The following is a 12,192-nucleotide window of genomic DNA, read 5'->3' as shown; positions in this document are numbered from 1 at the left end:
GCGCGTTCAGTTGTAGTCGATTTCGAGCTGGCGAAGCTCCAGACTGTACCCGCATTCGTCCATCATCTTACCATATGCGGCAGTGAATCCGGCCAAGGAGACATCCAGTAACATCTGGCCGGTTGCATAGGGAACCACCGTCCGAACTTCCATCCGCTGGCCGCTCTGCATCCAGCGGATGCTGTGCAATGCATCCATCCAGCGGACCCGAGCGCTGGCTTCGGCCAGACCTTCGTCGTTAATCTCTCCATTGGCGATCCCATAGAAAACCGCCTGGCGGTCGATGACAAATCCAATGGCCTGGCCATTCTGAACCTGTGTGGGATAGTGACGAGGAGCGCTCTCAAATAGCTCCAGCTGCGGGTAGGTTTCTGGTGGGCCGGCGTCGCCTTGGGTCACCGACAAGCGCAGGAGCGGTAGCCCATCACCCCCGGTCCAGGCGGTGCAATCTCGCCAGTCATGTTGTTCGGTGATCCGCATTTCAGCAGCCACGGACCAGTCCTGATATTCCCAATAATCCGTTGCAAGGGCAGGCAAGGGAAGCATCATAAAAGCAAGAAAAGGAAGCAATCGCATCAATTCGTCCTCTTGAAAACGGTGCCAAATCGATACCCGAGCTGCGGCCCCTGATCGGAGTGACGTTACGTCAGAATTCGGGCCGCGGCCACGGGGGTGGCTCAGGTGTTAACCTGCCACTGAATTTGCGCGTCCTGCGCACACATATCCTCTCCCGCGCGGTCGAATCGCAGATAGGCGATCGCCTGATTGCCGGACTGAGTGAACAATGTTCCCACAGGCTTTTCGGCGCGGCGAATCTCGGTGTTGATCGGGGCTGTGCCCTCGATGGATACGGTCGTCAGACCTTTGCGCAGGGTGGTCTTGTGTTTCATCCGCGCGGTGACCTCTTGCCCGACATAGCAGCCTTTGCGAAAATCGACGCCGTTCAACCGTTCAAAACCGGCCTCCAAGATGTAGCTGTCTGGCCCTAGCTCTACGCCGGTTTGCGGTATGCAGTTGTTAACGCGGATCGCGTCCCAGTCACTGCCATCGTCTCCAGCCTCTGGTCCGTACAGTCGCCAACCCAGATCCGGGTGTCGGGGATCCTGCAATGCGCCTTCGGGCGTATCTGTGGTGCCGCGGCGTACGGCGATATCGCTTTCAGTAATGGTCACCTTGGCACGCAGCCGATACATGGTCAGCCGTTTGGCCAGCCCGGCAGCCAGACTCTCGTCTACGTCAACCAACAGATCATCGCCGTCGGCGGTTACAAAGAAATCCGCCAGATACTTGCCCTGTGGCGTCAGTAAGGCGGCATAGACTAGGCCCTGATCGACCTTGCAGATGTCGTTGGTGATCAACCCCTGAAGAAAATCCCGGGTATCAGCGCCTGAGAGGCGCAGGATGCGGCGGTTTGTCATAAATCAGGCTCCTGAAGTGTCGAAGGGCATTGTAGATCAAGGACGCGCGGGGTGCTAACCGAACATGCGGCGAGCCAGTTTCTGGAACCAACGCGGTTGATCACCGCCATCGCGGACCTGTCTTGGTGCCTGTGCTGCGACACCTTCGCGGTCCACTAACGTTTTGCCGTCCTGAAACTGCAGGCGGTAGAGATCAGCGTAGATGCCGCCTCGTTCCAGCAACTCTTCATGGGTGCCGTGGTCCATCACCTGGCCGCGCTCCATCACCACGATCTTGTCAGCGTTGCGAATGGTCGACAAACGGTGTGCGATCACCAGCGTTGTACGTCCGCCGGAGAGCTTCTCGAGTGCTTGCTGCACTACTTTTTCTGACTGCGCATCCAACGCCGAGGTCGCTTCGTCCAACAGCAGGATTGGGGTGTCGCGCAGCAGCGCGCGGGCAATAACAACCCGCTGACGTTGACCACCGGACAGGGCAGAGCCGCGCGGGCCTACCAATGTGTCCAGCCCATTGGCCAGTTTCGGCAGGAAGTCGGCTACATGCGAGGCTTCAAGAACCTCCTGGAGCCGCGCGTCACTGACGTCAGTCCGGCCCAGCAAGATGTTCTCGCGCAAGGATTCATCGAATAGCAGCGCCTCTTGTGTGACCACGGAAAACAACCCGCGTAGAGCGTCTAGATCGAGATCCCGCACAGCTACTCCGCCAACGCAAACGGATCCCTCCTGTGGATCCACAAGTCGCGTCAGTAGGTTGAAGATCGTCGATTTCCCAGCGCCAGAGGCGCCTACCAGTGCGGTGGTCTTCCCGGCCTCCGCCACCAGCGACAGCTGACGCAACACGTCCGACTCGCCATAGCGCAGGGTGACATCCTTGAGTGCGACCTCGGGCAGGCCTTTCGGGGCAGCAACGGGATTAGTTGGCGAGACCAGTTTGATTGGAGAATCCATCAACTCCTTGATGCGCTCCATCGCAGCCGCCGCAGCCTGCCATGTGCCGCTGATCGAAGCCAGCCTGCGCATCGGGTCAAACGCCAGACCGATGGCGGTGAAAAAGCTCATGAATTCACCGACGGTCTTGGTACCTTCGATGATTTCCGCACCACCATATAATACAACGCCCATCACGCCCAATCCGGCCATGATGTCGATCATTCCGGTTGTAGAGGCGACGCCAAAGGATGCGCGCACTTCGGAGCGCACGAACTGATCCATATGGCCGCCAAAACGGTCTGTTTGATAGTCTTCAAGATTGTTTAGCTTGATTGGGACGATACCGTGGAAAATCTCGTCCAGCCGTGTCGACAGGGATGCACCAAGATCACGTGCCTGCGACGCCTTGCGCCGCACATAGCGCTGCACTGCCGCCAGCGGCAACAGCAGCATAGGCAGGCCGATCAGCATGATAGCGGTCCAGCGCCAGTCAACGCTGATGGCGACAGCCAGCACCGCTACCATCTGAGTGACATCGCGTCCTGCCCCAGTGATTAGCGCTTGCCAGACCGAGTTGATCGCCATCACGTCGCTTTGCACGCGTTGGATCAGAAAGCCGGGTGGGTTCACCTGATGAAACGACGGGTCCTGACGGATCAGTCGCGAGAGCATGTCTTTTCGCATATGCGCGGCGGAGGTTTGGGAAATCTTGCTCAGGATCACCTTCTGGCAGACGCTGGAAATCCCGCGCATAGTGAAGATGATCAAAAAAGCCAGGCTAACCCAGAACAATGCGGTGGTATTACCCGCGACAAACACCAGATCAAACATCGGCTGCATCATATAGCTGAGGCCACCGACGGTGCCGCCCTCAATCAGCATGAACACAACCGCCAGCCCCAACAGGCCCATATAGTGCCGCAGATACCCGCGCCACAACCAGCTTAGCAACTCCCGCGAGGACATGTGTTCGGGCTTGGATTTTGGCTTTGCCAAAGGCGCCTGCTCAGTCTCGTCAATAGCCGCAGACGTGGATTCCGCCGCTGTGTCTGCGTCATCCGGTGCAGAGGCGGCAGGGAGGTCCTGCGTCTGGGATTGGGGCGTTGTCTTTGGGTCAGTCTGGGGCAAGGATCACAACCGATGTGGTTTTTCTGGTGCTGACATCTGTGTCAGACCTGCGCCATTTAAGCAGCTGGTGGCCAAGGTGCAAGCGTAGCGCGTGTATTGCGGCCGAAGGGCATGCCTGATCAACAACGCGGCGTCGCTTCAAGAATTGCATCGATAGGTGCTTTGCAAGGGGTTGCAGTGCTCGCGCCCGCGCGCCACAGTCCGGACAAGAAGATCCCTAACAAGACAGGAGAGCAGCATGACAGCGGGTGTTTCCCTCGCCGCTGGGCGCGGATATCTGGCCATCCCCGGTCCTTCGGTCATTCCGGACGCGGTGTTGCAGGCCATGCACCGCCCCTCGCCAAATATCTACGCGGGCGAGCTGGTCGAGATGACGGCAACGCTGATCCCGGATCTGCGTCGGTTCGCGCGCACCGAACATAATGTCGCGATCTATATTTCCAACGGTCACGGGGCTTGGGAGGCGGCATTGCAAAACACTCTGCAGCCCGGTGACACCGTATTGGTCGCCGCTTCTGGTCGTTTTGCCATCGGCTGGTCCGAAATGGCAGAGGCTTTGGGCATCAATGTTGAATTACTGGATTTTGGCACCGGCGCAGCCTGGAATATGGACCGTGTCGCGAGCCATCTTGCGGCGGATACGGAGCATCAGGTCAAGGCAGTGCTGGCGGTTCATGTTGATACATCCAGCTCTATCCGCAACGATGTGGCCGCGATGCGTTCAGCACTGGATGCTTGCGATCACCCGGCGTTGTTGATGGCCGATTGCATCGCCTCGCTGGGCTGTGACCGCTTTGAGATGGATGCTTGGGGTGTCGATGTCATGGTATCGGCCTGCCAAAAAGGGCTGATGGTGCCAGCAGGTATGGGATTTGTTTTTTTCAGCCCCAAGGCGGCCGATGCGCGCGCGCGACTACCGCGCGTCAGCCGCTATTGGGATTGGATGCCCCGTGCCAACCCCGAAGAATTCTACCAGTACTTTGGTGGCACAGCGCCCACGCACCACTTATACGGCCTGCGCGCGGCACTGGATTTGGTCCACAGTGAGGGTATGGAAAACGTCTGGGCACGGCACCACCACCTTGCGCAGGCGATCTGGGCGGCCTGTGATAGCTGGGGCCAAGATGGTCCGCTGCGGATGAATGTGCAGGATGTGGCTTTACGATCCAACGCTGTGACATCGCTGCATCTGGGCAATGATCACGCCACCCGGCTCCGCAGTTGGGTAGAGCAGAACCTTGGCCTGACGTTGGGCATTGGTCTGGGCATGGCCCCACCGAACAGCCCGGAATGGCATGGGTTTCTGCGCTTGGGTCATATGGGTCACGTCAACGGTCAGATGATCATGGGCCTATTGGGGGGCGTAGATGCCGGGCTGAAGGCATTGGCTATCCCACACGGGTCCGGCGCGCTGGAGGCTGCGGCAACTGTGATTGCGGGTGCTGATGCGGCGCAGGCATTAGCGTCGGCCGATACGGAGAGCGTTTGCGGGTAGTCTGCTGTCAACAACGGCGTGCGACCTCAGCGGCTGTTCGCCCGCTCCAACGCGATAGGCAGAGCGGCGGCGAAGGCGGCCAGATCATCCTCAGGGCCGCAGCTCACTCGGATACAGCGGTTTTGAGGTGCTGCAAAAGGCATCCGGACAAACACGCCCTGATCCACCAGCCCGTCCAATACTGACTTGGCAAAATCGCCACTGCCACCGCAATCGATTGCCACGAAATTTGTTGCGGAGGGCAGCGGTTTCAGGCCGTTGTCACGGGCGATCTGGGCAATTCTGTCGCGCGCGGCGGCGATACGGCTGACCACCTCCGCCAACCATGTCTGGTCTTGCAAAGCGGCCAGCGCCCCAATCTGGGCGCTGCGGTTCATGCCAAAATGATTGCGGACCTTGTTAAAGGACTGGACCAGCCCACTTTCTGCCAGCAGGTAGCCGATGCGCGCGCCGGCCATGCCATAGGCTTTGGAGAATGTGCGGGTGCGGATCACGCGAGGGTCATTGATATCGATGGGCAGGGCTGTGCCCTCAGGCGCGCAGTCGATATAGGCTTCATCCAGCAGCAACAGACAGCTCTCGGGCAGGTTGTCAATCGCCGTCAATAGGTCAGCCCCGCTGTGCCAGCTGCCCATGGGATTGTCGGGATTGGCAAGGTACACCAGTTTGGCATCCACCTCTCTAGCTTTGGCAAACAATGCGACGGGGTCTTCGTGATCGTTCCGGTAGGGCACTGTGTGCAGCACGCCACCGAACCCGGCAACGTGGTAGTTAAACGTCGGATAGGCGCCAAGCGATGTTACCACCGCGTCGCCTTGCCCCACCAGCAACCGGACAAGGTAACCCAGTAGGCCGTCGATACCTTCGCCAACCATGATGTTCTCGGGGGCTACCCTATGGTGCGCCGCCAGCGCCTGACGCAGATCAAAGCTCTCGGCATCGCCATATTTCCATATGTCTGCCAGCGAAGCCTGCATCGCGGCAATCGCCTTTGGTGACGGGCCAAAGATGTTTTCATTGGCACCTAAACGGGCAGCAAACGGCGCGCCACGCTGACGTTCCTGTGTTTCCGGCCCGACAAAAGGGACCGATGCAGGAAGGGATTTGGCAAGCGGGGTGTAGCGTGGCTGTGTCATGGTGGCAGATAACGTGATCACGCGCTTTCGGGCAAGAGCTGGTACAGGCCACGCGGCAACCAGCCTCCTTTGCCCCGGCGTTACACTGGTACGGCCACAGAATCCGGGGCAGTCTGATAGTCAAACAAGGCATAAGAGAAGAAGGAGGCCAGCTATGGCACGGGTATCGGTAGAGATCGAGAACCACATCGCACGAGTCACGCTGACCCGCGGCGACAAGATGAACGCTCTAGACAGTCAGATGATTGAGGAAATCATCGCCGCAGGCCAAAGCCTGATGGACAGTAAGGCGCGGGTGGTGATCCTGTCGGGCGAAGGCAAGGCGTTTTGCGCTGGGCTTGATCTGATGAGCTTTGCTCAGATGGGGATGCAAAACCCCGAAGACTGGCTAATGAGCCGCGCTTATGACGATGCCAATCAGGTACAGGAAGTTGCGATGGTCTGGCGTCGCCTGCCGATGCCCGTCATCGCATCGATCAATGGGGTTGCTTTTGGCGGCGGGCTGCAGCTCGCGCTCGGGGCAGATATCCGTATTGCCGCCCCGGATGCGCGGTTTTCGGTGATGGAGATGAAATGGGGCATCGTGCCGGATATGGGCGGCATGGTGTTATTGCCGCGTCTACTGCGCTCTGACGTGCTGCGGCGCTTGACCTACACGGCGGAAAAGATCGAGGCACCGCAAGCGCTTGATTGGGGGCTGGTTACAGAGCTAGCCGAGGATCCGAATGCCCGCGCGGCAGAACTGGCGGAGATGATTGCAGGCCAAAGCCCGGCTGCTATCAGCGCGGCAAAATCCCTGATCGAGACTGCAGAATCCGCAGATCGCAACGAGGTACTGCTGGAAGAATCCCGTATGCAGGTCGGCCTGATCGGCAAACCCGAGCAGATGGAAGTTGTTGCAGCCCAGATGCAAAAACGCGCGCCGGTGTTTAAGTAAGCCGGCGTTAATGTGAGCCGGATTTTCTGCAGGTTCGTGTTTACTTAGATTTTGGCTGCAACGCTGACTTAGATGGGCCGGTCCTCAATCAGACCGGCCTGCGCATGCAAATATCTTACTTCATTGAGCTGATACCGAATAGGTTGCCTTCGGTATCCTTGCACAGTGTGACAAACCCATAGTCTCCGATTGAGAATTTCGGCTGCACCACCATTCCGCCTGCGTCGGCCACACGAGATTCTTCTTCGCCGCAATCCTCCGCGAGGAAATAAATCACGGTGCCGCCTATTCCCGGCCCTGCATGGGGTGACTTATTCAGAGCACCACCGGCCCCATATGCGTTCATCTCGGTTGGGAAACTCATCATCTGGGCTTCTCCGGTTGGATCACCCATCGGCTCCAGCTTGGTGGCAAGCACGGCCTCATAAAAAGCTACGGCCCGGTCCATATTGTCCACATAGATATCGAACCATCCAACTGCGTTCATCTTGGTCATATCACATTCCCTTCGGCTGTCGTTATGCAATCAACCTAGCCAGTCGTCAGGGATGTGTATTGTAGATATCAGACATCGAATTCGCGGGCGTAGCGCCCCGGCGTATATCCCGTCGCCTTGCGAAACGAATGGATAAAATGGGACTGATCGGCATAGGACCAGGTGTCATTGCCATTCAGAGATTGCTGCAGTCGCAGGATTTTCAGGAAATCATGTGGCGCGAACCCGGTGCTGCGTTTCAGGACCCGTTGCAGTTGCCGCGCTGAGATCTGGCAGATCTCAGCCATATCAGCAACAGAGCTGATCTGATCGAGATGTTGAAAAATCTGAGAGGTAATCGGGTTCGCCTGCACAGTTTTTTGTTCGACCAATTGTTCCACCAACCCCACTAGCAGTGATTGCTGGTCTGAGAATGGAAGGCCCGCGAGATCCCGGTTCAGCTGCGCCAAGTGCAACTCGCCAAGGTAGGGCTCTGTAATCAAGCCATAAGACAGTGGAGCGCAATTTGTCTGCCAGACACCGGGCAGGAACCGGATATTCACAAAATGAAACTGACGGCCAAGGTTGAACTCTTCAGACACTGCGCGCAGTTTGGATACCCCGGTGATGTCTCGGTTCAATTGATCAAACACCACATAGACGCAGGCATCCGGCAATGCATGAAAGCGATAATCTGCTTTCAGCACCGCGGTGGTCTTCAGCTCCAGAAATCTGTGAACTATGCCACGCAGATGCGCTGGCGGTTCGGCCTCGATAAAGTGCACAGGCTGTGCAGCCTTGTCCTTGGCGTTTCCCTTTGGGTCGTACATCGCAGGCTCTGCCTTCTGAGCTGTTCAGGGCCGCGTGACACTGGTTCGCAGCTGCCGCTGAATTGTTGCATTGCCTTGCGTCGTTGTACATTTGTTTAGTGCTGTGGGGTCTGGGGCCGGAGATGGCTACGGACATGACTAAGGCGGGGTCGGGGCGAGATAGCTGCGCGCCGTCACCTTGCTGCGCCATAGTGCCACAATAAGAGCGGTCGCGAGTACCTGTGCTGCGCCAAAGACCAGCATCGCATGGGGCAAGCCGATCATGTCAGCCAAAGCACCAGTCGCAATCGCTGGCAATGAGAACCCGCAATAGGCGTACACGAATAACCCCGCGGTGGCCCTTGCGCGATCTTCCGGTGCCCGCAACGATACCTCAGCCAGAGACGCGAGATAGGTAAAGCCATAGCTGGCCGCACTGGTGATGCAGGTGCCGACAAGGACCAGTAGCAGGAATTTGTACCAGACACCGGCGAGCAGCACGGTAAAGCCGAGCGGGATCAACACAAAGCCAACGGCGAGAGACCGCGGATTGCTTAAACGCTTTGCAAAAGGTTGGCAGAGAAACCCTACGAAGATAGCCAGAAAAATCACGAGCCCGGTCCAACTGCCCAGTTGGTTTGCGGCTAGTTCAAGCGGGACAACGGCGATGGTCATTCCGGTGGTGGACCAGGCCAAAGCCATGGCCGAGCCGTAGACCCAGGTACCTTGCGGAAAGCTGGGCAAGCGTAGCAGGGAGACTTTGCGGAGGCGGTCAGCACGGGGCAAACTCAGCGCTAGTGCTGCCAGGATAGGGGCGGCCAGAAAGAGTGCGATATAGCTGGCGGGCAGCAACGTCGAACCTTGCAGCCCAAGGCTGACGCCGGTTGCCAAAGCGCCGCCACCAAATCCGAGCGAGGTCGCCGAAGCGGTGATCAAAGCTGCGGTTCTTGCACGCGCTTCACCAAGAAGTTCGGCCATATAGGCGGTGCCGGCCGTCGTCGCCAGCCCGGTGCCCACGCCCAAGAGCCCGCGTGCGATGACAAGGCTGGTCCAGCTGGGCCACAGGATTAAAATGCCCGTTGCCACTACGCCAAGCAACAGTGCCGCCGCTATCGGCAACCGTCGTCCGATCCGGTCGGAAAGACCGCCCAGAAACATCAGCGTCGGCACTAGCCCGGCGACATAGGCGGCAAAGGCAATGGTGACAGCAGTGGCACCAACATCGCTTTCGGCTGCGTAGACATCATAGAGCGGGGCCTGAAGGTTAACCGCAAATGTCACGGTGAAAAGGCTGAGTGTCAGAAGTGCGGTAGCGAGAGCATGGGGCATCGATGAACCTCTTGGATTGACTTGGGTTCGAATTGCCATGACACAGGAGTCATCACAATTTTAATATTGTCATAGATACGGTCATCTTATGCCCAAACCTCGATACCTTGCCCTTGCGGATCAGATCGTAGCGACCATTGAAAATGGAAAACTGATGCCTGGCACGCGATTGCCAACACATCGGGCGTTTGCGGAACAGTTCGGGGTGGCGTTGGCGACAGCGACCCGAACGTATGGCGAGCTGGAACGTCGCGGTGTGGTGGTGGGTGAGGCGGGTCGCGGCACTTTTGTGCGCGATCTTGAGATCCCGGTTGCGCTGGGAATGCAGCAGACCGCCGCAGATGATCTGGTTGACCTGGTGTTCAACATGCCTGCGGCGCCGGGCGATGCGGATATGTTGCGTGACGGATTACGGCGGCTAGCCTCGGGTGGCGACATTGAGGTCATGCTACGCTACCAACCCCATGGCGGGCGCATACATGAACGCCGGATCATAGCGGATTGGTTGGGTCAGGCCCAGGGCGACACATTAGGACCGGTTGACCCGAACCAGCTGCTGGTGACCTCTGGCGGCCAGCACGGATTAGCCGTTGTGGCCTTGGGCCTGTTAAAACGCGGTGATCTGGTGGCGGTGGACCCTCTGACCTATCCCGGTTTTAAATCAGTCGCGGGCCTGCAGGGGCTCGATCTGCTACCGGTGGCTGGGGCAGACGGTGTTATGGACCCGACAGCGTTGGAGGGTGCATGTAAAACCCGGCCCCTCCGCGCGATTTACCTGATGCCAACTGTCCACAATCCATTGGGTGCAGTGATGGATACGCAGACACGGTTGCGACTGGTTGAGGTTGCGCGGACATATGATCTCCTGATCATTGAGGACGCAGCCTATGCGTTTCTTGAGACAGATCCACCACCCAGCTTCCACGCACTTGCGCCCGAGCGCACTGTACATATTGGCGGCTTTTCCAAGAGCCTCGCGACGGGGTTGCGGCTCGGGTATGTTTTGTCCGGTGAGGCTCATAACCCCCGACTAATTGAGGCAATCCGTGCGACCACTTGGAACGCACCGGCGCTGATTTCCGCGCTGGTCACGGGCTGGATCAGCGATGGGACGCTCGCCCAGTCCGAGGAGTCCCGACGTACGGATGGGGCGATGCGACAGCAGTTGCTGACCGATGCCTTTGGCGACATCCTTCTGCTCTCGCATCGCAATGCGGGCTTTGCTTGGGTGCCGCTACCAACTGGCCTGCGGGCAGAACCGATTTTAGCCCGGTTGCAAGCGCAAGGTCTGTCGGTGTCCGGTGCGGATGCCTTTGCCACCACGTCAGCCGTGCCGCAGGCTTTGCGATTGGCCTTTGGTGGCACGCCAATTGAAGCGATGAGTGAGATTTTCCAGACGGTGCGTCAAGCCATACGGGACACCGCAAAAGGGGATTGAACAAGGCCTGATTCTCAAAAGGACCCGTTCACAAAAAAGGGGCGATACGCAAACACGCCTCACCCCCCCAATAGCTTAGTATAGCTATGCCCCTGATCGATCAGGGACGCCGATCTCAGATCGAAGCGCGGTAGATTTTGTCGATGTTGGTTCCCAGCGCCGAGTTATAGTCATCGTTGCTCATCGCGACATTCAGGCCTTCGGTCAACGCGCGGCTGAAGGACGCGATCATGGTGGCGTTTCCAGCCAGTTTTTCACAAGCGTCATCGGTTGTGTAACCGCCGGATAGCGCAACAACCCGCACCACATTTGCGTGGGCAGCGAGGTCATCGTAAAGGCCTGCTTCTGTCGGAATGGTCAGTTTTAACGCCACTTTGGTGTCTGTGGGCAGCGCGTTCAGCTCTGCCTGAATGGCATCCTTCAACAGGGCTTCTGCCTCGGATTTGGTGGCGGAATGGATATCCACCTCTGGCTCGATGATGGGCAGCAGGCCGGCGGCTGCAATCTGGCGGCCGACGGCAAATTGCTGACCGACGACATTCTTGATGCCCGTCGCATTTGCGCCCTTGATGACGGAGCGCATCTTGGTGCCAAAGATCCCGGCCTGCGCGGCACGCGACAGCAGCGCATCCAGATCAGGCATTGGTTTCATGGTCTGGGCATCGTCGGCCTCATCAGCAAGGCCTTTGTCCACTTTGAGAAAGGGAACAACGCCACAGTTGTCCCACAGATAGGCAGGTACAGGTGTTCCGTCGATGGCGGCATCCATGGTTTTTTCAAACAGGATCGCACCAAGAATCTTGTCGCTGTTGAAATCCGGCGCAGTGATGATGCGCGCGCGCATTTTCTGGATTTCGCCAAACATCTCCTCATCATTGCCGTAGGCTTCTTCGGTTACGCCATAGAGCGCCAGCGCTTTTGGGGTGGAGCCGCCGGACTGGTCGAGCGCCGCAATGAAGCCCTTGCCGTTTGCGATACGATCAAGCTGAGCGGTCTGGGTCGAGGTTTCTTGCGCCATTGTGTCGGGCCTCCACGGAAAGGGATTGTCTGTCTGGCACCGTCTATACCGCGCTTGCCGCAGGAAACAACTATTAGCA

At 58.2% G+C, this 12,192-nt stretch carries 11 protein-coding genes; 3 read left to right on the top strand and 8 right to left on the bottom strand.

Going from position 1 to position 12,192, the window contains the following annotated elements; genetic code table 11:
- Positions 1-6 precede the first annotated feature (6 nt).
- From ACEWZM_RS03875 to ACEWZM_RS03865, 3 genes are all read right to left on the bottom strand, one after another.
- The gene (locus ACEWZM_RS03875; RefSeq protein WP_414005193.1) at positions 7-576 is read right to left on the bottom strand and encodes a hypothetical protein; all 570 of its coding nucleotides are present in this window, start codon (positions 574-576) and stop codon (positions 7-9) included.
- A 101-nt stretch (positions 577-677) separates the two neighbouring features.
- On the bottom strand, positions 678-1,418 hold the full coding sequence (gene ygfZ / locus ACEWZM_RS03870) for a CAF17-like 4Fe-4S cluster assembly/insertion protein YgfZ (RefSeq protein ID WP_414005192.1): 741 nt from the start codon (positions 1,416-1,418) through the stop codon (positions 678-680).
- A 54-nt stretch (positions 1,419-1,472) separates the two neighbouring features.
- Positions 1,473-3,314: an ABC transporter ATP-binding protein gene (locus ACEWZM_RS03865; protein ID WP_414007947.1), complete on the bottom strand. Its 1,842-nt coding sequence runs from the start codon at positions 3,312-3,314 to the stop codon at positions 1,473-1,475.
- Between the two features lie 400 nt (positions 3,315-3,714).
- On the opposite strand from ACEWZM_RS03865, the gene ACEWZM_RS03860 reads away from it, so the two are divergent.
- A complete protein-coding gene (locus tag ACEWZM_RS03860) occupies positions 3,715-4,971 on the top strand; it encodes a pyridoxal-phosphate-dependent aminotransferase family protein (protein WP_414005191.1) in 1,257 nt (418 codons plus the stop codon).
- Between the two features lie 26 nt (positions 4,972-4,997).
- Here ACEWZM_RS03860 and ACEWZM_RS03855 read toward each other — a convergent pair whose 3' ends face one another.
- Entirely contained in the window at positions 4,998-6,107 is a 1,110-nt protein-coding gene (locus ACEWZM_RS03855) for a pyridoxal phosphate-dependent aminotransferase (RefSeq protein ID WP_414005190.1), read from the bottom strand.
- 154 nt (positions 6,108-6,261) lie between these two features.
- On the opposite strand from ACEWZM_RS03855, the gene ACEWZM_RS03850 reads away from it, so the two are divergent.
- Entirely contained in the window at positions 6,262-7,044 is a 783-nt protein-coding gene (locus tag ACEWZM_RS03850; protein ID WP_414005189.1) for a crotonase/enoyl-CoA hydratase family protein, read from the top strand.
- Positions 7,045-7,159: 115 nt separating this feature from the next.
- Here ACEWZM_RS03850 and ACEWZM_RS03845 read toward each other — a convergent pair whose 3' ends face one another.
- The 3 genes from ACEWZM_RS03845 to ACEWZM_RS03835 all read right to left on the bottom strand — a co-directional run bounded on the left by ACEWZM_RS03845 (position 7,160) and on the right by ACEWZM_RS03835 (position 9,657).
- Complete coding sequence (locus ACEWZM_RS03845) at positions 7,160-7,540, bottom strand: VOC family protein (protein WP_414005188.1); 381 nt, start codon at positions 7,538-7,540, stop codon at positions 7,160-7,162.
- Between the two features lie 68 nt (positions 7,541-7,608).
- On the bottom strand, positions 7,609-8,349 hold the full coding sequence (locus ACEWZM_RS03840; protein WP_414005187.1) for a helix-turn-helix domain-containing protein: 741 nt from the start codon (positions 8,347-8,349) through the stop codon (positions 7,609-7,611).
- 138 nt (positions 8,350-8,487) lie between these two features.
- Positions 8,488-9,657, bottom strand: a complete 1,170-nt coding sequence (locus ACEWZM_RS03835) for an MFS transporter (RefSeq protein ID WP_414005186.1) — start codon at positions 9,655-9,657, stop codon at positions 8,488-8,490.
- 88 nt (positions 9,658-9,745) lie between these two features.
- Between ACEWZM_RS03835 and ACEWZM_RS03830 the strand changes: the two genes are divergently transcribed.
- Positions 9,746-11,095, top strand: coding sequence for an aminotransferase-like domain-containing protein (locus ACEWZM_RS03830; protein ID WP_414005185.1), 1,350 nt, complete (start codon positions 9,746-9,748; stop codon positions 11,093-11,095).
- A gap of 115 nt (positions 11,096-11,210) precedes the next feature.
- Here the strand turns inward: ACEWZM_RS03830 and ACEWZM_RS03825 are convergent, their stop codons facing one another.
- Positions 11,211-12,113, bottom strand: a complete 903-nt coding sequence (locus ACEWZM_RS03825) for a fructose bisphosphate aldolase (protein WP_414005184.1) — start codon at positions 12,111-12,113, stop codon at positions 11,211-11,213.
- Between the last annotated feature and the right edge of the window lie 79 nt (positions 12,114-12,192).

The sequence above is a fragment of the Phaeobacter cretensis genome, assembly GCF_047372505.1.
GTDB lineage: Bacteria > Pseudomonadota > Alphaproteobacteria > Rhodobacterales > Rhodobacteraceae > Phaeobacter > Phaeobacter cretensis.
Note: the sequence above shows the minus strand (reverse complement) of the source record. Positions and strands in the feature narration are given on the sequence as shown.

Bases quoted from the DNA above. Each gene is read 5' to 3' on its own strand.
- ACEWZM_RS03845 (WP_414005188.1), bottom strand. From the start codon at position 7,540: ATGACCAAGATGAACGCAGTTGGATGGTTCGATATCTATGTGGACAAT.
- ACEWZM_RS03850 (WP_414005189.1), top strand. From the start codon at position 6,262: ATGGCACGGGTATCGGTAGAGATCGAGAACCACATCGCACGAGTCACG.
- ACEWZM_RS03860 (WP_414005191.1), top strand. From the start codon at position 3,715: ATGACAGCGGGTGTTTCCCTCGCCGCTGGGCGCGGATATCTGGCCATC.
- ACEWZM_RS03825 (WP_414005184.1), bottom strand. From the start codon at position 12,113: ATGGCGCAAGAAACCTCGACCCAGACCGCTCAGCTTGATCGTATCGCA.
- ACEWZM_RS03865 (WP_414007947.1), bottom strand. From the start codon at position 3,314: ATGTCCTCGCGGGAGTTGCTAAGCTGGTTGTGGCGCGGGTATCTGCGG.
- ACEWZM_RS03875 (WP_414005193.1), bottom strand. From the start codon at position 576: ATGCGATTGCTTCCTTTTCTTGCTTTTATGATGCTTCCCTTGCCTGCC.
- ACEWZM_RS03830 (WP_414005185.1), top strand. From the start codon at position 9,746: ATGCCCAAACCTCGATACCTTGCCCTTGCGGATCAGATCGTAGCGACC.
- ACEWZM_RS03855 (WP_414005190.1), bottom strand. From the start codon at position 6,107: ATGACACAGCCACGCTACACCCCGCTTGCCAAATCCCTTCCTGCATCG.
- ygfZ (WP_414005192.1), bottom strand. From the start codon at position 1,418: ATGACAAACCGCCGCATCCTGCGCCTCTCAGGCGCTGATACCCGGGAT.
- ACEWZM_RS03835 (WP_414005186.1), bottom strand. From the start codon at position 9,657: ATGCCCCATGCTCTCGCTACCGCACTTCTGACACTCAGCCTTTTCACC.
- ACEWZM_RS03840 (WP_414005187.1), bottom strand. From the start codon at position 8,349: ATGTACGACCCAAAGGGAAACGCCAAGGACAAGGCTGCACAGCCTGTG.